Here is a 20,575-nt window from a genome sequence, read left to right as displayed (position 1 = left end):
GCCAGACAACAGGAGGCGCTATGGCAGCAACCTTTCTCGATATCGCCATCACCCCGGACGTGATGGATGTGCAGCATGAAATGGGCAGCGACCAGCTGTGGCAAACGCCGCATAGCCGCCGCCAGGCCGACCGCTTCGGCGACAGCGAAGCGGGGATGATCGCCACCCGCGACAGCTTCTATCTGGCGACGGTGTCGCAGAGCGGCTGGCCCTATGTCCAGCACCGCGGCGGCCCGCCGGGGTTTCTGCATCTGCTGGATGACACCACCCTGGCGATGGCGGATTTCGGCGGTAACCGTCAGTACATCACCACCGGCAACCTGCGCGGCAGCGACCGGGCCTGCCTGTTTTTGATGGATTATCCACGCCGTGCCAGGCTGAAAATCTACGCCACCGTCGAGGTCGTGGCGGCAGAGGACCACCCGCAGCTGCTGGCGCAGGTGGCGCCGGCCAACTATCGCGCCCGCATCGAGCGCCTGTTTCTCTTTCATCTGCAGGCGTTTGACTGGAACTGCCCGCAGCACATTACGCCGCGCTACAGCGCGCAGCAGGTGGCGGAGTACAGCCAGAACCTGCAGCAACGTATTCATGACCTGGAGCAGGAGAATCAGCGCCTGCAGCAGCAATTAGCCCGCAGAGGAGAGTCAGCATGACCGAACAACGTCCCCCGTTACCGCCGTTTACCCGCGACAGCGCTATCCAGAAGGTCCGCGCCGCGGAAGATGGCTGGAACAGCCGCGATGCCGAAAAGGTCGCTCTGGCCTACACCGTGGACAGCGAATGGCGCAACCGCAGCGAGTTTGTTCATGGCAGGAGGGAAATTGTCGAATTCCTGCAGCGAAAATGGCGCAAAGAGCAGCAATATCGGCTGATTAAGGAGCTGTGGGCATGGCAGGAAAATCGTATCGCCGTGCGCTTCGCCTACGAGTGGTGCGACGACAGCGGCAACTGGTTTCGCTCGTACGGCAATGAAAACTGGGAGTTTGATCAGCACGGGCTGATGCAGACGCGCTACGCCTGCATCAACGATCTGCCGATCGCTGAAAGCGAGCGCCTGTTCCACTGGCCCCAGGGGCGTCGCCCGGACGATCATCCGGGGCTCAGCGATCTGGGGCTGTAAAACCGGCGCTGCGCGACGGATTAATCGGCTTTCGGGAAGTCGACCACCGTGTCGTTAACCCGGTTCACCATGTTGGTGAACAGGATCGCGCTGATGGCGCTGATAATCTCAATCACCTGCTGGTCACTAAAACCGGCGTTGCGTAGCGCGGCGACGTCGGCTTCCGGCAGCGTACCGGTGGTGGTGACCAGAGTCTGCGCAAATTTCACCAGCGCATCAAGCTGTGTCTCTTCCGCATACGCCCCGCGGCGCAGGGCGTGGATCTGCTCGCTGCTGAAGCCGGCTTTTTTCGCCATCAGGGTGTGCGCGGCCAGGCAGTAGTCACAGCCGGTGGCTTCGCTGACTGACAGATTAATCGCCTCCAGCTGTTGGGCGCTGAGGCTGCCTTTATGGAGCATCGCATTGTGCGCCAGCGCCTGCTGCAACGCCGCCGGCGAGTGGCCGCCGATGGTCAGGTAGGCGTTTGGCACTTTGCCCATCGCTTTTTTGATCCCGGCGAAAATATCGGCGGCTTTGCCGGTGGCGTCTTGTTCACGGATATCAGCTAAACGGCTCATAGTTAACTCCTGTTGTTATCGAGGGTGTGTGTTGGCATTGGGGTCATCTTAGGCCGTTGCCGCATGCTAGACTGGCGGTCTTCGTCTCACCTTTTTGTCTTATCGTCTCAGGAGAAGCATGGACAGTCTCAGTCATCTGCTGGCGCTGCTGGCGCCGCGCTGCGAAGTGAACCTGCACTGTCGCTTCGGCGGCCGCTGGCAGGCCGGGCACCAGCAAATGCGCAGCGGCGTGGTGCCGTGGCACGTGGTGCTGCGCGGTGAGGGGCGGCTTAACGTCGGCGGCCTGACTCATCACCTGCGCGCGGGAGATGTGGTCCTCCTGCCGCACGGTTCGCCGCATCTGATGGAGAGCCTGGTGGAGTGGGGCCAGGTGCTGCCGGTAGCGCACCGGTTTAACGGCACGGTGACGGAAATGCGCGCCGGCCCGGCGGAGGGGGCGCTGGAGATGCTGTGCGGCGAATTTTATTTTGGTCCGCACGTTAGCTGGCTGTTCACTGAGGCATCGACGCTGATCCATCTCCATACCGATACGCGCGAAGACTGCCCGGAGCTGCAGCCGTTGCTTAACCTACTGGTCCGCGAAAGCCTGGCGCAGCGTCCCGGCGGCAGCGCTATCGTGCGCAGCCTCGGCGATACGCTGCTGGTGCTGCTGCTGCGCATGCTGCTTGGCGAGCAGCAGCCGCCCGGCGGGCTGCTGCGTCTGATGAGCGATGAACGCCTGATGCCGGCGGTGCTGGCGGTGATGGCAACCCCGGAGCAGCCGTGGACGCTGGAAACCATGGCCGCCCGCGCCTTTCTGTCGCGGGCCACCTTTGCCCGTCATTTTGCCCGCGTTTATCACCTGACGCCGCAGGCGTGGCTGTCGCAGCTGCGAATGGCGCTGGCCGCCCGGCTGCTGCGCCTCGAGCGTCAGACCAACCTCGAGGTGATTGCCGAACGCTGCGGCTTTCAGTCGCTGGCGTCCTTCTCGAAGCGTTTCAAAATGCGCTATGGCGTGACGCCGGGCGAGTGGCGACGGGGCTAGTGCTTCGCTCTGGGGAAGATGATTTTATTTCCGGTTGCGTGGTTTGCTGTTTATTAGCCCACCCGAAAGTCGCTATAGTTTTGCACGAAAAAAACAATGACAGTCAGGACGGACAGGGTGAAGAGGATGAGATTACGTTTACGTGCCGCCGCCGCGGTAATGCTGGCGGGTCTGGCGCTGGTCGGCTGCGACCAAAAGAGTAATGAAGCGAAGCACATTAAGGTCGGCGTGATTAATGGCGCTGAACAGGATGTGGCGGAAGTGGCGAAGAAGGTGGCCAAAGAGAAGTATGGTCTGGAGGTTGAGCTGGTGGGGTTCAGCGGCTCGCTGTTGCCTAACGAATCGACCAACGCCGGGGATCTGGACGCCAACGTCTTCCAGCATCGGCCTTTCCTTGAGCAGGACAACAAAGCGCATAACTACCATCTGGTGGCGGTCGGCAATACCTTCGTCTTCCCGATGGCCGGCTATTCGCGCAAGATCAAGTCAGTCGCCGAACTGAAAGACGGCGCGACAATCGCCATCCCCAACGACCCGACCAATCTCGGGCGGGCGCTGCTGCTGTTGCAAAAAGAGAAGCTGATTACCCTCAAAGCCGGCACCGGCCTGCTGCCGACGGCGGTGGATATCACCGACAACCCGCATCACCTGAGAATTATGGAGCTGGAAGGGGCGCAGCTGCCGCGCGTACTCGACGATCCTAAAGTCGACGTGGCCATCATCAGCACCACCTACCTGCAGCAAACCGGGCTGTCGCCGGTTCGCGATGGCATCTTTATCGAAGATAAAAACTCGCCCTACGTGAACATCATCGTGACCCGTGAAGACAATAAAGACGCGGAAAACGTGAAGGAGTTTATGCAGTCGTACCAGTCGCCGGAGGTGGCGAAGGCGGCTGAGACTATCTTCAACGGCGGCGCGGTGCCGGGCTGGTAAGCCAACACACAGGGAGAGGCGCGTATGGTACGCCAACGGCAGGCTGACCTGCTGCTGATTGCTGCGACGGTGATTGCCGCCTGCGGCTGGATTTTTTCCCGCGAGGCGATCGCCGGCATGCCGGTATTCGCGTTCCTTGGGCTGCGCTTCTTCTTCGCCGCGCTGCTGCTGCTGCCGTTCTGCCGCGGGTTTCGCCCGCAAAAGCAGCACTGGCCAAAGCTCATCATCAGCGGGCTGTGGTTTGCGCTCAACCTCTGCCTGTGGATCTACTCGGTCTCCACGACGGCGTCGCTCGGCGAAGGGGCGTTTATTATGAGCCTGTCGATGATGTTCGTCCCGCTGACCGCGTGGGTGATGATGAAGGTGCGTCCGCCGCGGGCCTGGTGGGAGTGCCTGCCGATCGCGGTGGTGGGCCTGGGCCTGCTCAGCCTGCACATGCCGATAGCCTTCCACCCCAGCCAGGGCTGGTTTTTGCTGACGGCGCTGGTGCAGTCGATCTGGTTCTGTTACACCAGCCGCTGCGCGCGTGAAGTACCGCTGATCCCCCTGACCACCGTGCAGCTGGCGATCACTGGTATCGTCGGGTTGACCATCTCCGCTGCCGTTGAACGCTGGGACCAGCCGATGACCCTGCCGACCTTCGGCTGGCTGGTGGCCAGCATTGTCATCGCCACCAGCCTGCGCTTCGGTCTGCAGATGAAGGGGCAAAAGTACGCGGCGGTGGCCAGCGCGGCGATCATTATGGTGCTCGAACCGCTGCTGACGGTCATTGCCGCCGCGCTGTGGTACGGCGAACAGCTGCCGCTGCAGAAAATTATCGGCGGCGTGCTGATCCTCGTGGCCCAGCTGTGGTTCCGCTGGCGAATGCTTAAGCCGTAGCCTGCCCGGTGCGCGGCTGCGCCATCAATTGCAGCAGCGGCACCAGCGACAGCCCGTCCGGCATTTCGCCGCGGGCGATCAGCTGGTTTATCTCCTCAAAGGTAAACCAGCCGGTTTCCATTACCTCATCCTGATCCGCATCCATCCCCACCCAGCGTAAACCGGTGGCCAGCCAGGTGATAAACAGCTGATCGCTGCTGCCGTAGGAGGGGTTGAAGCGAATGATCTCTTCGACGCGTTGCGCCTGCCAGCCGGTCTCTTCCCGCAGCTCGCGCAGCGCGGCCGCCGCCGGATCTTCCCCTTCGTCAACGCCGCCTGACGGAATGGCCCACACTACCTTGTCGATCAGGTAGCGGTAGTGGCGAATCAGCAGCACTTTGCCCTCCTGGATAGCCACAACCCCCACCGCCGGGCGGGGATAGTGAATGGCGTAAAAGTCGCGGCGCTCGCCGGGGGCGATATCAATACCCACCTTGCGCATGCTGAACCACGGCGTTTCGGCGATGACCTGCGGGTCGTGCATATCGGCGGCGGTCAGTTTTTTCTTCATCCTGCCACTCCTGTCAAAAATGGAGCCTTCAGAACAACATAGCCGGAGACGGATAGCAATCGCCGCAGGTTGGCCCGATTTCATCGATCCTTGCCCAAATGCCCCTATTGCGCCAGGCTGGTACTCAGTACGATGTTCGTCAAATCACCCCCTGAGGAACGCCGACATGAACATCACCCATATCCGTAACGCGACCCAGATTATTGACTACGCCGGGAAAAAGTTTCTGATCGATCCGATGCTGGCGGACAAAGGCGCCTGGCCGGGATTTCCGGGCACCGCGCGCAGCGAGCTGCGCAACCCGCTGGTGGCCTTGCCTTTTTCCCGCGATAACATTATCGACGTTGACGCAGTGATCGTCACCCATACCCATGACGATCACTGGGACGAGGCGGCGATCGCCGCGATCCCGAAAACCCTGCCGGTGTTCGTCCAGCACGAGGCCGACGGTGCGCTGCTGCGCAGCCAGGGATTCCAGGATATCCGCCTGCTGACGGCAGACAGCGAATTTGCCGGCGTGCGCCTGCTGAAAACCACCTCCGGCCAGCACGGCAGCGATCGCACCTACGCGGTGCCGGCGATGGCCGAACGCCTGGGTGAGGCCTGCGGCGTGCTGTTTCGCCATCCGCAGGAGAAGACGCTGTGGCTGGTGGGGGATACCATCTGGCGTGATGAAATTGCGGCCGACCTGCTGAAGCTGCGTCCGGACGTGGTGGTGTTGAACGCCGGCTACGCCCACGTCATCGGCTTTGGCCCGATTATCATGGGCAAAGAGGATCTCCTGAACGTACACTTCACCCTGCCGGAAGCGAAAATCATGGCTATCCACCTGGAGGCGGTCAACCACTGCCTGGTGAGTCGGGAAGAGATGCGCCAGTATGCGCTGGATAATCAGATTGCCGAGGTAGTGTGTATCCCGCAGGATGGGGAAACCGTGGTTTATTAACGTGCGTAAGGGGAAGGAACGATGAAGCTCACCGACGTGGCGATTGTTGCCGTAGAGGGCTTTAGCCCGTTTCATTACGCCGTTCCCTGCATGCTGTTTGGCGATTCGGTCTCTGAAAACAAACGCTTTAATCTGCACATTTGCGCCGAGCGACCGGGGCTGCTGCGCGCCCGCGACGGCTTCGCGCTGTACGCCAGCGGCGATTACGCCGTGCTGGAACAGGCGGATATCGTGGTGGTGCCTTACTGGGGCGAGGTCGACCGGCGCCCGCCGCAGGCGCTGCTTGATAGCCTGGTGCGGGCCCGGAATAACGGCGCGGAAATCGTCGGTCTGTGCCTGGGCGCGTTCGTCCTTGGCTACGCCGGGCTGCTGGACGGGAAACGCGCGGCGACCCACTGGGAGTTTGAGCAGGATTTTCAGCGCCGGTTTCCGCAGGTGCGGCTGGATATCAACGCCCTGTACGTCGATGACCAGCGGATCATTACTTCAGCGGGCACCGCGGCGGCGCTCGACTGTTGCCTCTACATCATCCGCCAGCGTTACGGCAGCCTCGCGGCCAACCAGATCGCCCGGCGGCTGATTGTTTCGCCGCACCGCGAGGGCGGCCAGGCGCAGTTCATCGCTCAGCCGGTGCCGAAAAATACCCGCGATGCGCGAATCAACTGCCTGCTGGATTATCTGCAGCAGCATATTGCCGAGCCGCATAATCTCGATTCGCTGGCCCAGGTGGTGGCGATGAGCCGCCGCAGCCTGACCCGCCACTTCGCCCGGGCGACCGGGATGAGCATCACCGACTGGCTGACCGCCGAACGCCTGCGCCGCAGCCAGAGCCTGCTTGAGGCGGGGGATCTGCCGGTCGAGCAGGTGGCGGAGGCGGTGGGTTATCTCTCTGCCGTCACCTGGCGTCAGCAGTTTAAGGCGCGCTTTGGCGTCAGTCCGGCCGAATGGCGGCGTACCTTTCGCCGCGGCGCTTAGCCGCCGAGGGTCGCGCTGTCGATCACGAAGCGGTATTTCACGTCACCCTTGACCATTCTTTCCCAGGCTTCGTTGATCTCATCGCCGCGGATCAGTTCGATATCGGCGACGATGCCGTGTTCAGCGCAGAAGTCGAGCATCTCCTGGGTTTCCGCGATCCCGCCAATCATCGACCCGGCAATCGACCGGCGACGGATGATCAGATTGAACACTTCCGGCGACGGATGCGGTGTGGCCGGCGCGCCTACCAGCGTCATCGTGCCATCGCGCTTCAGCAGCGTGGTGAAGGCATCGAGATTATGCGGCGCCGCCACGGTGTTGAGGATGAAATCGAAGCTTTTGACGTGGGCCGCCATTTCCTCTTCGTTACGCGACACCACCACTTCATCAGCGCCTAGCGCTCTGGCCGCATTACGCTTGGATTCGGAGGTGGTAAAGGCCACCACGTGGGCCCCCATGGCGTGGGCCAACTTGATTCCCATATGTCCAAGGCCGCCAATGCCAACCACGCCGACTTTTTTACCCGGCCCGGCGTGCCAGTGGCGCAGCGGCGAGTAGGTTGTGATCCCGGCGCACAGCAGCGGCGCGACGGCGGCCAGCTGCGCTTCGGGATGAGTTATCCGCAGCACGTAGTGTTCTTTGACCACGATCTGCTGTGAATAGCCGCCCAGGGTGTGGCCCGGCGCGTCCTGGGTCGGTCCGTTGTAGGTCAGCACCATATGGTCGCAGTAGTTCTCCAGCCCTTCAGCGCACTCCTCGCACTGTTGACAGCTATCGACCATGCAGCCGACGCCCACCAGATCGCCGACGGCGTAGCGCGAGACGGCCTCGCCGACCGCGGTGACCCGGCCCACAATTTCATGCCCCGGCACGCAGGGGTAGAGCGTTCCGGCCCATTCCGATCGCGCCTGGTGGAGATCGGAGTGGCAGACGCCGCAGTAGGCGATGGCGATCTGCACATCCTGCGGCCCCGGTTCGCGGCGGGTGATGGCCATTGATTCCAGCGGTTGGCTGGCGGAGTAGGTACCTATAGCGTTGATCAGCATAGCGAAACCTCTTGATTATATCGGTGTTAAAACGGGCGGACGGAGGTGAGCGTTTTTTGCGCGGTAAGGATAAGCGTAGCCTGGAGCGCCCGGGATGCGAGACGGGTAGCTCAAAGCGTTAAAACCGCTCCTCACCGGGTGAGGAGCAGACTTTTCAGGGGGCGACTGGCGTCAGATAGTCCAGGCGCAGTGGCTCGGCGAGCAGGGAATCCATCTCGCCAATAAAGGCCTGAAAGTAGGGTTGGTCGATATGCTCATCCAGCGCCTGCTGGTCACGCCAGGACTCCCGCATGTAGAAGGTATCCGGCGCGTCGCGCAGCTGGAACAGCGCGTAGTCAAGATTGCCCGGCTCTTGTCTCGTCGGCAGGAGCAGACCCTGCAGGACCTTGCGCAGCGCGTCCGTTTGGCCTGGTTTCGCCTTGAGCACGGCGAGAAGGGTTATCATCTTAAAATCCCTCCAGCACAATCTTGCCCACTGCGCGTCCGGTTTCCAGCTGGCGATGCGCTTTCTGCAGATTGTCGGCGGTGATAGCGCCGTAGTGTTCGCCGAGTGTGGTTTTGATCGTGTGGTTGTCGATCAGGGCCGCCACGCGGGTTAGCAACTGATGCTGGGCGATCATGTCATCCGTCTCAAACATTGAGCGGGTGAACATAAATTCCCAGTGCAGGGACAGGCTTTTGGCTTTCAGCGGCACCACGTCCAGGGTCTCCGGGTCATCAATCAGCGCCAGCTTGCCCTGCGGGGCGAGGGCGTCGATCAGCGCGTTGAAGTGCTGGTCGGTGTTGGTCAGGCTGGCGACATGGGTCACCGCGTTGATGCCGATGCGCGCCAGCTCGTCGGAGAGCGGCTTGCTGTGATCGATAACATGGTGCGCGCCCGCCTCGCGGACCCAGCGTTGGCTCTCCGGACGCGAGGCGGTGCCGATCACCGTCATGGCGGTCAGTTTGCTGGCCAGCTGGGTCAGGATCGACCCCACGCCGCCCGCCGCGCCGACGATCAGCAGCGTGTCGCCCGCGTTGCCGCCTTCCGTGACGCCAAGACGGTGAAACAGCAGCTCCCAGGCGGTGATAGCCGTCAGCGGCAGCGCGGCGGCGGAGGCGTTATCGAGGGTGCGCGGTTTGTGGGCCACCAGGCGCTCATCCACCAGCTGATATTCACTGTTGCTGCCGGCCCGGCCCAGGGCGCCGGCGTACCAGACCTCATCGCCTGGTGCGAACAGCGTCACTTCCTCACCGACGGACTGCACCACGCCAACGGCGTCCCAGCCCAGCACCCGCGGCGTGTCGCCCTGGAAGCCGGCGCGCACTTTGGTGTCCACCGGATTGACCGAGACCGCCTTCACGGCAACCAGCAGATCACGCCCGTGGGCGGAAGGGACCGGCAGGTCGATCTCGGTTAAAAAAGGGATATTGTCGCCGTCAGCGGCGGCTTGAGTAATGGCGATAGCTTTCATAACTGCTCCGGTCTGTGAATCGGGTGAATAAAGCGATGACGCGATAGTAGACCGGCGCCGGGAGGGGAAAAACGGGTTAATGGCAATAACAGTTATATGCAGAAAGTGAAAATCAGCCCACCTGATAAAAATCGAGCATCACCCCATCCTGAGTACGTCCGCCCGCGCAGATAAACAGCGAGGTGGTTAGCCAGCTGAGCGCGGGGGTATCCACCTCGAAGGTGGGGACGGTGCGAAAATAGATTTCTTCCGGCGGAATAGTGCTAAAAAAGCGCATATCGTCGGCGAACAGCTGGTCATGATAGCGGGCCGGCACCCGGCGGATACCGTGGTTTTCCACGTACACCGTCCCTTCCTCCACCTGCAGGGCATAGCGGGCGGATAGCCTGCACGTGCCGTCGGGCTCGATAATCTGGCTATCGACGCCGCCGGGCAGCACGTGGCCGCGAAGTTGACCCGAAACGCTGCCGCCGAGAATCGGGATCAGCTGACGCTTGCCGGTTTGCGGACTGCGGGAAACGATTATCGGTTTATCAACCTGGATGGTAATGGAAAAACAGTGTCTCAGTTCGGGGGTCATCATGGCTCTCCTGTTTCGGTTGGCAACGGCACGCGGCCTTTGCGCCAGTGTAACGGGTTCGCAGGAGACAAAATAACGCAGAGTTTGGATGAAAATGATTGACTGGGATGATGGGTTTTGCGGCTCAGTTTGGTATGGCGTGGCGGTGGAGGAGCAGAGGCAAACTGGCGGAAGATCACAGGAGTTGAACCTGCCCGGGACCGCTGGCGGCCCCAACTGGATTTGAAGTCCAGCCACCTCACCGGAGATGACGATCTTCCGCGCCTCGATTGCTACATGGAGGCGGGGCGCATTATAGCTACTTTCAGCCGTTTACCACATACCTGAACGCACTTTTTTACTGTTAAAACTGGACTTTGCAGAACAGTCTGAAACAAATCCGTTCAAAATCCATGGGTTACACTTTTTCATACGCTTTCAGGCTACCGCGATCACAGAAAACAAGAAACGTAATCTGATAACGAGATATCGCAATTCATCTTCCTGCGGCAAAGGTTTACAAGAAATGTAACCGGTACCAATCCGTGGCGCCGCTAAGGGAATTGTGCCCATATGAAAGATCATATTTTGTCCGTCAAAGAGAAAATTGGCTACGGCATGGGTGACGCCGCCAGCCACATCATTTTTGATAACGTTATGTTGTATATGATGTTTTTCTACACCGATATCTTCGGCATCCCCGCTGGTTTTGTCGGCACCATGTTCCTGCTGGCGCGCGCGCTGGATGCGATCTCCGACCCGTGCATGGGCCTGCTGGCCGACCGTACCCGCAGCCGCTGGGGTAAATTTCGCCCGTGGATCCTCTTCGGCGCCATACCGTTCGGCCTCGTCTGCGTACTGGCCTACAGCTCGCCGGACTTAAGCCACCACGGCAAGCTGATTTACGCTGCGGTAACCTACACGCTGCTGACGCTGCTCTACACCGTGGTAAATATCCCCTACTGCGCGCTCGGCGGCGTGATCACCGACAACCCGACACAGCGCATCTCACTCCAGTCCTGGCGCTTTGTGCTGGCGACGGCAGGCGGCATGCTTTCCACCGTGCTGATGATGCCGCTGGTCAATTTTATCGGCGGCGATGACAAAGCGCTTGGCTTCCAGGGCGGCATCGCGGTGCTGTCGGCGATCGCCTTCCTGATGCTGGCCTTCTGCTTTTTTACCACCAAAGAGCGTGTCGAAGCGCCGCCGAGCAGCACCTCGATGCGCGAAGATTTGCGCGATATCTGGCGCAATGACCAGTGGCGAGTGGTTGGCGTGCTCACCATTCTCAATATCCTCGCGGTCTGCGTTCGCGGCGGCGCGATGATGTACTACACCACCTGGATCATGGGCTCGGCGGCGCTGTTCACCGTCTTCCTCACCACCTACTGCGTCGGCAACCTGATTGGCTCGGCGCTGGCGAAACCGCTGACCGACTGGAAATGCAAAGTCAGTGTCTTCTGGTGGACCAACGCCATCCTGGCGGTGCTCAGCGTGGCGATGTTTTTCGTACCGATGGATGCCGAAATCACCATGTTCGTCTTTATCTTCGCCATTGGCGTACTGCACCAGCTGGTGACGCCAATCCAGTGGGTGATGATGTCCGACACCGTCGACTACGGCGAATGGTGCAACGGCAAACGCCTGACCGGCATCAGCTTTGCCGGCACCCTGTTTGTGCTCAAGCTGGGTCTGGCGCTGGGCGGCGCGCTCATCGGCTGGATGCTGGCCGGCGGCGGTTACGACGCCGCAGCCAAAACTCAGAACGGCACCACCCTCACCATTATTATCGCCTTGTTCACCCTCGTTCCGGCGGTGTGTTACCTGCTGAGCGCGGCGATCGCCAAACGCTTCTACACGCTGAAAACGCCGTTCCTGAAAAAAATGATGGCCGAGCTGGCCGAGGGCGCGCGTCGTAATGAACAAGATTTCGCAACAGCCCCGATTGACAAAGAATGGCAAAACTAAGAGGACGTTTTAATGAAAATCAGTGATGGAAACTGGCTCATTCAACCAGGGCTCACCCTGATCCAACCCGTACAGGTTTATGAGGTGGAGCAGCAGGGGAATGAAATGGTGGTCTATGCCGCGCCGCGCGATGTCCGCGAACGCGCCTGGCAGCTGGATACGCCGTTATTCACCCTGCGCTTTTTCTCCCCGCTAGAAGGGGTGATTGGGGTGCGTATGGAGCACTTCCAGGGCGCGCTGGATAACGGTCCGCACTACCCGCTGAACGTGCAGAACGACGTCAATGTCACCATAGAGGATACGGCCGAATTCGCCGAGCTGAAAAGCGGTAGCCTTAGCGTGCGCGTCACTAAAGGCGAATTCTGGGCGCTGGATTTTCTGCGCGACGGCGTGCGTATCACCGGTAGTCAGCTGAAAAACAACGGCTACGTGCAGGATAGTCAGACCCAGCGCAATTATCTGTTTGAGCGCCTCGACCTCGGTGTCGGCGAAACCGTCTACGGTCTCGGCGAGCGCTTTACCGCCCTGGTGCGCAACGGCCAGACGGTAGAAACCTGGAACGAAGACGGCGGCACCAGCACCGAGCAATCCTATAAAAACATTCCGTTCTACCTGACCAACCGCGGCTACGGCGTGCTGGTCAATCACCCGCAGCGCGTCTCCTTCGAGGTGGGCTCGGAGAAGGTCTCGAAAGTCCAGTTTAGCGTGGAAGGCGAATACCTTGAGTACTTCGTGATCGATGGCCCAACGCCGAAAGCGGTGCTCAACCGCTATACGCAGCTCACCGGTCGCCCGGCGCTGCCGCCGGCATGGTCGTTTGGTCTGTGGCTGACCACCTCGTTCACCACCAACTATGACGAAGCGACGGTGAACCGCTTTATCGACGGCATGGCCGAGCGCCAGCTGCCGCTGCACGTCTTCCATTTCGACTGTTTCTGGATGAAGGCCTTCCAGTGGTGCGATTTCGAATGGGATCCGCTGACTTTCCCGGACCCGGAAGGGATGATCAAGCGCCTGAAGGCGAAAGGGCTGAAGATCTGCGTGTGGATCAATCCGTATATCGGCCAGCGCTCGCCGGTGTTCAAGGAGCTGAGAGAGAAGGGCTATCTGCTGAAGCGCCCGGACGGTTCGCTGTGGCAGTGGGATAAGTGGCAGCCTGGGCTGGCGATATATGACTTCACCAACCCGGAAGCCTGTCAGTGGTACGCCGACAAACTCAAAGGCCTGGTGGCGATGGGCGTCGACTGCTTCAAGACCGACTTCGGCGAACGCATCCCGACCGATGTGCAGTGGTTTGATGGTTCTGACCCGCAGAAAATGCACAACCATTACGCCTTCATCTATAACGAACTGGTGTGGAACGTGCTGAAAGAGACCGTCGGCGAGAAAGAAGCGGTGCTGTTCGCTCGCTCCGCCTCGGTGGGCGCACAGCAGTTCCCGGTGCACTGGGGCGGCGACTGCTACGCCAATTACGAATCGATGGCGGAAAGCCTGCGCGGCGGGTTGTCGATCGGCATGTCTGGCTTCGGTTTCTGGAGCCACGATATCGGCGGTTTCGAGAATACCGCCCCGGCCCACGTCTACAAGCGCTGGTGCGCCTTCGGCCTGCTTTCCAGCCACAGCCGCCTGCACGGCAGTAAATCCTATCGTGTGCCATGGGCCTACGACGAAGAGTCCTGCGACGTGGTGCGCCACTTCACGCAGCTGAAATGCCGCATGATGCCCTATCTCTATCGTCAGGCGGCATTGGCCAATGAGTACGGCACCCCAATGCTGCGCGCGATGATGCTCGAGTTCCCGGACGATCCGACCTGCGACTATCTCGACCGCCAGTATATGCTGGGTGATTCAGTGCTGGTCGCGCCGGTGTTCTCCGAAGCGGGCGATGTGCAGTTTTATCTGCCGGAAGGGCGCTGGACGCATCTGTGGCATAACGATGAATTGCCGGGTAGCCGCTGGCATAAGCAGAATCATAATGCGCTGAGTCTGCCGGTCTACATTCGCGACAATACTCTGCTGGCGCTGGGCAACAATGATCAGAAACCCGATTATGCCTGGCATGAAGGCACCGCCTTCCAGCTGTTCCACCTCGAAGAGGGGCGCGAGGCGCGCTGTCAGGTTCCGGCGGCGGACGGTTCCACGATCTTCACCCTGAAGGCGAAGCGCCAGGGCAACACCATCGCCGTGAGCGGCGAAGGCGAAGCCCGCGGCTGGACGCTGTGCCTGCGCAATATCCAGCAGATAGCCGGCGTTCAGGGCGGCACGCAGACCGGCAGCGAATGGGGTGTGGTGGTGAGCGCCCGGGGCAATACGCTGACGATTACGTTGTAAAAGACTGCGTTAACGGCAGAGACCCTCTTCGCCTGGCGGAGAGGGTTTTTTATTCCATTTTTGTACAAAAAGTAATATTCATTTCAGTCTGGTGACTCAGGCCGCAGACGCCGTTGCTGAACGGTGATAGCGTATTCTGCCGCTGAGAGGAGCCCGCCATGGACGTAGAAAATATCTTTCGTGACGTGAAGCTAAGCAAAACGGAAATGACCGTGCTGCGCTTTATCCAGAACGACCCGGAGCAGTGTATCCGCCAGGGGGTCCGCGCCGTGGCGGAGCAGTGCTACAGTAATCCCTCCTCGCTGGTACGGCTGGCGAAAAAGCTTAAGTTCAGCGGCTGGCTGGAGCTGGTCTATTTCATCAAGTTCAATATCACCATGCCGAAGCTCGATGTCACCAACGATATCGACTATATGAGCATTCAGCCGGCGGAGGCGCTGACGCCACTGCTGGCAAGCCTCGCGCAGCAGCGCGTCCTGATCCACGGCAGCGGCTTTTCGCAGCTGATCGCCCAGTATATTTATAACAAGTTTCTCGTCACTGGGGTGAATGCCAGCCTGGCGCTGTGGCCGGATTACGAAATTCTTGAACAGAAAAACGCCGCTCGCTTCGACTCCATCTGGATCATTTCGAAATCCGGGCGCAGCAGCTCAGCGCTTAACTGGGTGAAGGCCCTGGAGGGGAAGGAGATTAATCTGGTCTGCTTTACCGGTGATTATCAGAGCCCGCTGGCGCAGGCTGCAGATACGGCGTTTATTATTCACGACCCGCAGAAGTTTGACGATGATATTTACTGGAGCAACCCGTTTTTCGGCTACTGCATCTTAGGCTTTGAGCGGCTACTGAAGATGTGGTTTACCCGCGTACGGAGCAATAGCTAGCCCCGCTAAGCGCGGTGCGAGCGGGGGGAGTTCCCGGATGGCGGCTGGCGCCTTATCCGGGCTACCGGGTGATGCAGCTATTTGTCGGGTGGCGGCTTACGCTTGACCCGACCTACATATAATAATAACCGCTCCGTTCGTAGCCCCGCTAAGCGCGGTGCGAGCGGCGGGAGTTCCCGGATGGCGGCTGGCGCCTTATTCGGGCTACCGGGTGATGCGGCTATTTGTCGGGTGGCGGCTTACGCCTGACCCGACCTACATAAAACACAAACCGCTCCGTTCGTAGCCCCGCTAAGCGTAGCGCAAGCGGGGGAATCCCATCGGCGGCAGGTTACCGCCAGGCGGCGAACTGCTCATCGTCGAGGTAGGCCTCGACCAGGGTTTTCGCCAGCGACCAGGAACCGATCAGCGGGTGCGCCATCAGCGCCCGCACCGCCAGCGACTTATCCTGCTGCAGGATCGCCGCAACCGCCAGCCGCTCATACTCTTTCACGCAGGAAATCATATTTTTCTGCGCCGTCGGCACCTTCACCGGCGTTACCGGCTTGAGACCCTCCCGGCTCAGGTCGCAGCTGATCTCAATCACGTCGTCAGGGCGCAAAAAGTCGAGCGTGCCATTATTCTGGATCGACACCACGATCCGCTTGGTGGTGGTGCTGTTCACCGCTTCCAGAATATCCAGCGCCACCCCGGCATAGCCGCCGGTGTCCGGCTCTTCGATAAACTGCCGCAGCGTCAGCGGCTCGCGGGTATGAAATTTCTCCTGACGGGATTCGTTCTGCATATAGCTGTTTTCCCGGCGAAGGTAGTGTTGCATCCAGATATTGAAGGCGGCTTCCGGCTGCGTTCTGGCATCCACGGTGCGCAGCGCCTGGCGCATCTCCTGATTGATACGGGCGATCTGCTCCCCGCGCGTTTCGCCTGCCCCCTGAATCGCCTTCAGCGCCTCGTCGCGATAGTAATAATAATAGAGATATTCGTTGAGTAACTGGTTATCGCACAGCCGCACCAGTTCGGGTGAGAAATACTGCATCGCGGTCTTCTGGTACAGCGCCGGGCTGGCGATCAGCCGCTCGGTCACCGCTTCCCCGCGCACGGTGAAGTGGGTAAACCAGGAGAAATGGTTCAGCCCATAGCATTCCACGCTCAGGTCGCGCTCCTCACAGCCGAGGATCGCCGGCAGCTCACGAATCAGCTCGGAGGGGGCATCGCAGATCCCGTAGACCCGACGCTTAAAGCCGGACTTAACGATCGCTTCCGTCACCAGGCCTGAGGGGTTGGTAAAGTTAAACAGAATGGCGTCTTCGGCGGCATGCGCTTCGATCAGCCGGCAATAGTCGAGGATCGCCGGGATCGAACGCATGGCCATCGCGAAGCCGCCGGCGCCGGTGGTCTCCTGGCCGAGGGTGTTATGTTGCAGCGCAATGCGCTCGTCGCGAATACGGCTTTCATCACCACCGACCCGCAGGGTGGTAATAATATAATTAGCGTTTTGCAGCGCCGCGACCGGGTCGGTGGTGGTCGTGAAATGAATATCCGGGCGAATGGTCGTAAATACATAGCGGGCAATTTCGCCGAATATCGCCAGATTATCTGCAGAGTTATCGAGAAAAACCACCTCCGTTAAACCAATGCGGTGAGCATTATATGCCAGAGATTTCGCTAAAAATGCAGAGCGAACGCCGCCCCCGCCTAATACGGTTAATTTCATACAAACTCCTCATTAATTTTCTGCTAACCAGTTATCAACCCGGGAACGTACCTGTCCCACTTTTACGCCATAAATAACCTGAACCTCATTGCGATTGCGCACTACGCCGTTGGCGCCGGTATTTTTTAATTGCGCGTCATCAACCCGCGCCATATCGCGCACGGCCACGCGCAGGCGGGTAAAACAATTATCGACGGAGAGAATATTCTCCTTGCCCCCGAGACCGCGGATAATGTCATCGGTGACCGACTGCGGCTGCGCGACTTTCTGGCGATACTCCGCTTTGCTGTAGAGCTTCACGTTCTCGTCATCTTCCCGGCCCGGCGTTTTCAGATTCAGCTTCACCACCAGAGTGCGGAAAATCACGTAGTAGACGGCGAACTGGCCGATACCGATAAGGACATATCCCGGCCAGCGCGTTAAGGAGACCGGTAGCGGCAGGTTATAGATCAGAAATTCGATCAGGCCCGAGGCTCCCCAGGGGCGTACGGTGAAGAGGTCGCAAATGGCCTGCGAGGCGGCGGTTAACGTCGCATGGATCACCCACAGCAGCGGCGAGACAAACAAGAAGGTAAACTCAATCGGCTCGGTGATGCCAGTCAGCATCGAGGTGATAATCGCCGGCAGCAGAATCGCCTTGGCCATCACTTTTTTCTCCGGCTTCGCGGTGTGGTAGAACGCCAGCGAGGCGCCGGCCAGGCCGAAGATGGTGGTCATCCCTTGCTGTGAGAAGCGTAGGGCCTCATTCATCACCGGGGTCAGATCCGGATGGCGCATATAGGCGAGAAAAATGGCCTGGGTACCGGAGACCACCTGACCGTCCACGTTCAGGGTGCCGCCAATCTGGGTGAGCTGGAAGGGTGACCAGACAAAATGGTGCAGGCCGGTCGGGATAAGAAATTTTTCAAAGAAACCATAGACGAAGACCCCGGCGACCCCGGCATTTTTCATAAAGCCGGTGAGGGTGGAGATGCCGTGGGTCATAAACGGCCAAATCCAGGTAAAGGCGATGGCGTAGAAGATAACCACCGGCGTCATCGCCACCAGCGTCAGCTTGGCGCCGCCGTACATCGACAGCGCGCCGGGCAGCTCAATGGTAGAGACTTTATTGTGCACCCACGCGATAGTGCAGCCGAGAATAATGCCAAGGAAAACGCCCATATCCACCACTACAAAGCCCAGCAGTTGGGTTTGCCCGGTGCCATAATATTCACCGTTAATTTTTTCGGCGAGTCCGTGGGTGTGTTCCAGCCAGGAGTGGTTGGCGCCAAGAAACATAATGAAGCACATCACCGCAACCAGCGCGACTTCGGTTTTTTTATCTTTTGCCAGGCCATAGCTAATACCGACGCAAAATAATAAGCCGAGGTTGCCAAATAGAGGCCAAAAGGTGTCGCCGAGCATCTGCCCAAGCTGGTGCAGGAAACTGGTTTCAGCTATTAATGTCGGATTAGTTAATACTGAACTGAGGGCCAGAATTAAGCCAATGACCGGCAAGAACAATACGGCGCCGATCATGGCCCGGGAGAATTTTTGCATATTCTCCAGAATACGCTGACGTATTTCAGGCATGATTGATCCTTTTATATTTTTGTAGGTACAGGGAGCGGTTTCTTTTTATCGACTTCCAGTATTTTGGTTATAGCAACTCTGATATTTGAAAGGAACCAGTAGCGGTAAATAGGCACAGATAGCCGCTTATTGCACACAGGTTTCAGAATGCTTGCAGACTCCCTCCCTGAAAGGGAAAGGGCGTAGCCAGAGCGGAGTGTTTGCAGAGAAGCGTTCCCTCTCCCCGTGGGGGAGAGGGTGATGGGGCATCGCTAGGGCGTGACGGGAGTGGGCGTTGGCGCGGCGGGGGCGGTATTGACCTCGCCGTTGCGCATCGTTTGCGCCACCTGCTGTTTCTCCATATTCACGGCGCTAAGCTGTGCGTTGACCGTCGGCTTGAGCGGGGCATCGGCCTGCACGCTGCCGCTGGCGGTCAGCTGGAGATTGCCATCCCCGCTAATGGGGAGCGAAGGCCAGCCCCAGGCCTGCAGAATATTCAGCGGCACGCCGCGGCCGTTCAGGCTCAAATTGACCTGGCGCTGCGGCAGCTGGGATACGGCGGCGGTGGCCTGCAGAATGCCGCGCTCGGTGAAGGCGCTGAGCTCAGTGATATTGACCGTCGACGCCGTGGCGCTCAGCTTGAGTGAAGGGCGACGCACGTCAATTCGGTTAAAGGTCGCCGCCGCGGCGTTCAGCGTCGCGCTACCGTTCCACACCCCCCAGCTGCCGTTTTTCACCAGCTGAAGCTCGCCGCCATAGCCATCGAGAGCGGTAATTTGCCATGGGAAGGCTGGGTCCACATCGATGATCAGGTTGCGGCTGGCGCTGAATTTTTTCAGCGTCAGGCTTTGCAGCCAGGCCGGCAGCGGCGTCATCCACAGTGGCTTCCAGTTCGCCGGCAGCGTGTACTCCAGCCCGGCGAAGGCGGTGTCGTCAAGCACCAGCGCGTTACCGGCGCGCAGCCAGTTGCCGGAGGTTCGCACCATGCCGCCCTCCCAGCGCGAGGAGAACTGGCGCAGGGCAATACCCTGGGGTGAAAATTCGGCATTCAGGATCGGGTCGAAAAAGTGCAGCGAGCCGTAGATAAATTCGCTGGCATTCATCGACAGCGCGCCGTCCTGGCTCTGCCAGCCGCCGTGACTGAGCGTCAGGTTGCGCAGGCTCAGGTCAAGGTCGGTTACCGCCCAGTCCGGCCCCTGCAGGCGGGCGTCGGTGATATCCAGGCGGCCAATCTGCAGAGAGGGGACCGTGGTTAACGGCGCGAAAAAGTCGGCCAGCGAGGCGGCGCTCTGCAGTCGGATCTCATTGAGCTGCAGGTTATCCACCAGCCAGCTGCCGTCGGCGCTGCGTTTCGCATTGCCGGTTAAGGTGCCGCGGGCGACATCGGCGCCGAGGGTGGAGAGGGTGACCTCGCCCTGATCAATCTTGCCCTGAATCAGAACATTGCTGGCTTCGACGCCATTGAGCGTCATCGAGCCCGCGCTCATCTGGATCTGCGCCGTTTTCCCCAGCACATTGCCTGCCTCCGGCGCCCATGGGCTGACGCCGCCAGTGACGCGCTGCGCGCTGAGCGCCCAGCCGGTTTCCGGACTATTGAAGGCCATATTGCGCAACATTAGCCGGTCTGCAGCGAACGGCAGGTCGGCAGAGTGGGGTGACAGATTCAGGGTGCCGTCGTTAAGGACAATCTCATCCGCATGCAGCGGGTCGCTAAACTGGCGGGTGCTGAAGCCAATATCGACCGTTTTCGCCACCAGGGTTGCCGGCTTGCCTTCCCGGCCAAAGGTGACGTTTTGCAACTGCACATGAAGAGGGGAGGAGAAATCGTGGTCCATCGCATCGAAGGAGACCTGCCAGCCGGTGCCATTGCTGAGCCAGGCGCTGGCCTGGCGGGCGCCCCAGTGGGTTTGCAGCAGGAACCACGCGCCAACGATGACGAGCAGCAGAGCGACTAGCAGCCAGAGAATCAGCTTTCCAAGAAATTTCATGGTCTTCCATTCTGTGAGATGCACATAACCGTGTTATGCCCGATTTATGCGCACTTCTCAAGGCAGGCGTGGTTTATTTCCGTGACGGGGCAGGCGGTG

General features: G+C 59.8%; 19 protein-coding genes and 1 tRNA gene. 10 read left to right on the top strand and 10 right to left on the bottom strand.

What is annotated here, in order from left to right; genetic code table 11:
* Window positions 1-20 precede the first annotated feature (20 nt).
* Window positions 21-653, top strand: a complete 633-nt coding sequence (locus GQR96_RS24260) for a pyridoxamine 5'-phosphate oxidase family protein (RefSeq protein ID WP_023319359.1) — start codon at window positions 21-23, stop codon at window positions 651-653.
* On the top strand, window positions 650-1,120 hold the full coding sequence (locus GQR96_RS24255) for a nuclear transport factor 2 family protein (RefSeq protein ID WP_032456743.1): 471 nt from the start codon (window positions 650-652) through the stop codon (window positions 1,118-1,120). The genes GQR96_RS24260 and GQR96_RS24255 overlap by 4 nt, the downstream gene beginning before the upstream one ends.
* Window positions 1,121-1,140: 20 nt before the next feature.
* On the opposite strand, the gene GQR96_RS24250 is transcribed toward GQR96_RS24255, so the two are convergent.
* A complete protein-coding gene (locus tag GQR96_RS24250; RefSeq protein WP_004205112.1) occupies window positions 1,141-1,677 on the bottom strand; it encodes a carboxymuconolactone decarboxylase family protein in 537 nt (178 codons plus the stop codon).
* 118 nt (window positions 1,678-1,795) lie between these two features.
* On the opposite strand from GQR96_RS24250, the gene GQR96_RS24245 reads away from it, so the two are divergent.
* From GQR96_RS24245 to GQR96_RS24235, 3 genes are all read left to right on the top strand, one after another.
* On the top strand, window positions 1,796-2,701 hold the full coding sequence (locus tag GQR96_RS24245; protein ID WP_069734279.1) for an AraC family transcriptional regulator: 906 nt from the start codon (window positions 1,796-1,798) through the stop codon (window positions 2,699-2,701).
* Between the two features lie 126 nt (window positions 2,702-2,827).
* Window positions 2,828-3,637, top strand: a complete 810-nt coding sequence (nlpA, locus tag GQR96_RS24240) for a lipoprotein NlpA (RefSeq protein ID WP_017900755.1) — start codon at window positions 2,828-2,830, stop codon at window positions 3,635-3,637.
* A gap of 24 nt (window positions 3,638-3,661) precedes the next feature.
* Entirely contained in the window at window positions 3,662-4,516 is an 855-nt protein-coding gene (locus GQR96_RS24235; protein WP_004205109.1) for a DMT family transporter, read from the top strand.
* Here GQR96_RS24235 and GQR96_RS24230 read toward each other — a convergent pair.
* The gene (locus tag GQR96_RS24230) at window positions 4,506-5,066 is read right to left on the bottom strand and encodes an NUDIX hydrolase (protein ID WP_004205107.1); all 561 of its coding nucleotides are present in this window, start codon (window positions 5,064-5,066) and stop codon (window positions 4,506-4,508) included. The two genes, GQR96_RS24235 and GQR96_RS24230, sit on opposite strands and share 11 nt — an antisense overlap.
* A 166-nt stretch (window positions 5,067-5,232) precedes the next feature.
* Between GQR96_RS24230 and GQR96_RS24225 the strand changes: the two genes are divergently transcribed.
* Complete coding sequence (locus tag GQR96_RS24225; protein ID WP_004205106.1) at window positions 5,233-6,012, top strand: MBL fold metallo-hydrolase; 780 nt, start codon at window positions 5,233-5,235, stop codon at window positions 6,010-6,012.
* A 21-nt stretch (window positions 6,013-6,033) separates the two neighbouring features.
* Complete coding sequence (locus GQR96_RS24220; protein WP_043522774.1) at window positions 6,034-6,987, top strand: GlxA family transcriptional regulator; 954 nt, start codon at window positions 6,034-6,036, stop codon at window positions 6,985-6,987.
* On the opposite strand, the gene GQR96_RS24215 is transcribed toward GQR96_RS24220, so the two are convergent.
* The 5 genes from GQR96_RS24215 to GQR96_RS24195 form a co-directional block, all read right to left on the bottom strand.
* Complete coding sequence (locus GQR96_RS24215; RefSeq protein WP_004205104.1) at window positions 6,984-8,033, bottom strand: NAD(P)-dependent alcohol dehydrogenase; 1,050 nt, start codon at window positions 8,031-8,033, stop codon at window positions 6,984-6,986. The two genes, GQR96_RS24220 and GQR96_RS24215, sit on opposite strands and share 4 nt — an antisense overlap.
* A gap of 154 nt (window positions 8,034-8,187) precedes the next feature.
* Window positions 8,188-8,478 carry a putative quinol monooxygenase gene (locus GQR96_RS24210; protein WP_004205103.1) on the bottom strand — a complete coding sequence of 97 codons (291 nt, stop codon included), beginning with the start codon at window positions 8,476-8,478 and terminating at the stop codon, window positions 8,188-8,190.
* 1 nt (window position 8,479) lies between these two features.
* Complete coding sequence (locus GQR96_RS24205; protein ID WP_004205102.1) at window positions 8,480-9,487, bottom strand: zinc-binding alcohol dehydrogenase family protein; 1,008 nt, start codon at window positions 9,485-9,487, stop codon at window positions 8,480-8,482.
* 112 nt (window positions 9,488-9,599) lie between these two features.
* Entirely contained in the window at window positions 9,600-10,067 is a 468-nt protein-coding gene (locus tag GQR96_RS24200; protein ID WP_032456750.1) for a DUF3237 domain-containing protein, read from the bottom strand.
* A 165-nt stretch (window positions 10,068-10,232) separates the two neighbouring features.
* Window positions 10,233-10,327 (bottom strand) — tRNA-Sec (locus tag GQR96_RS24195).
* Between the two features lie 292 nt (window positions 10,328-10,619).
* Here GQR96_RS24195 and GQR96_RS24190 point away from each other — a divergent pair.
* The 3 genes from GQR96_RS24190 to GQR96_RS24180 all read left to right on the top strand — a co-directional run bounded on the left by GQR96_RS24190 (window position 10,620) and on the right by GQR96_RS24180 (window position 15,226).
* Window positions 10,620-12,014, top strand: a complete 1,395-nt coding sequence (locus tag GQR96_RS24190) for a glycoside-pentoside-hexuronide family transporter (RefSeq protein ID WP_069734278.1) — start codon at window positions 10,620-10,622, stop codon at window positions 12,012-12,014.
* 12 nt (window positions 12,015-12,026) lie between these two features.
* Window positions 12,027-14,345: an alpha-xylosidase gene (yicI, locus tag GQR96_RS24185; RefSeq protein ID WP_069734277.1), complete on the top strand. Its 2,319-nt coding sequence runs from the start codon at window positions 12,027-12,029 to the stop codon at window positions 14,343-14,345.
* Window positions 14,346-14,503: 158 nt separating this feature from the next.
* The gene (locus GQR96_RS24180) at window positions 14,504-15,226 is read left to right on the top strand and encodes a MurR/RpiR family transcriptional regulator (RefSeq protein ID WP_004205097.1); all 723 of its coding nucleotides are present in this window, start codon (window positions 14,504-14,506) and stop codon (window positions 15,224-15,226) included.
* A gap of 331 nt (window positions 15,227-15,557) precedes the next feature.
* On the opposite strand, the gene GQR96_RS24175 is transcribed toward GQR96_RS24180, so the two are convergent.
* The 3 genes from GQR96_RS24175 to GQR96_RS24165 all read right to left on the bottom strand — a co-directional run bounded on the left by GQR96_RS24175 (window position 15,558) and on the right by GQR96_RS24165 (window position 20,476).
* Window positions 15,558-16,937 carry a family 4 glycosyl hydrolase gene (locus GQR96_RS24175; RefSeq protein ID WP_004205096.1) on the bottom strand — a complete coding sequence of 460 codons (1,380 nt, stop codon included), beginning with the start codon at window positions 16,935-16,937 and terminating at the stop codon, window positions 15,558-15,560.
* A gap of 12 nt (window positions 16,938-16,949) precedes the next feature.
* Window positions 16,950-18,509 carry a PTS transporter subunit EIIC gene (locus GQR96_RS24170; RefSeq protein ID WP_065903745.1) on the bottom strand — a complete coding sequence of 520 codons (1,560 nt, stop codon included), beginning with the start codon at window positions 18,507-18,509 and terminating at the stop codon, window positions 16,950-16,952.
* A 251-nt stretch (window positions 18,510-18,760) separates the two neighbouring features.
* Window positions 18,761-20,476, bottom strand: a complete 1,716-nt coding sequence (locus GQR96_RS24165; RefSeq protein WP_064150992.1) for an AsmA family protein — start codon at window positions 20,474-20,476, stop codon at window positions 18,761-18,763.
* Window positions 20,477-20,575: the final 99 nt, after the last annotated feature.

This window comes from Klebsiella sp. PCX, from assembly GCF_021869705.1.
GTDB lineage: Bacteria > Pseudomonadota > Gammaproteobacteria > Enterobacterales > Enterobacteriaceae > Klebsiella > Klebsiella quasipneumoniae.
This window is presented reverse-complemented; position numbering and strand designations above follow the sequence as displayed.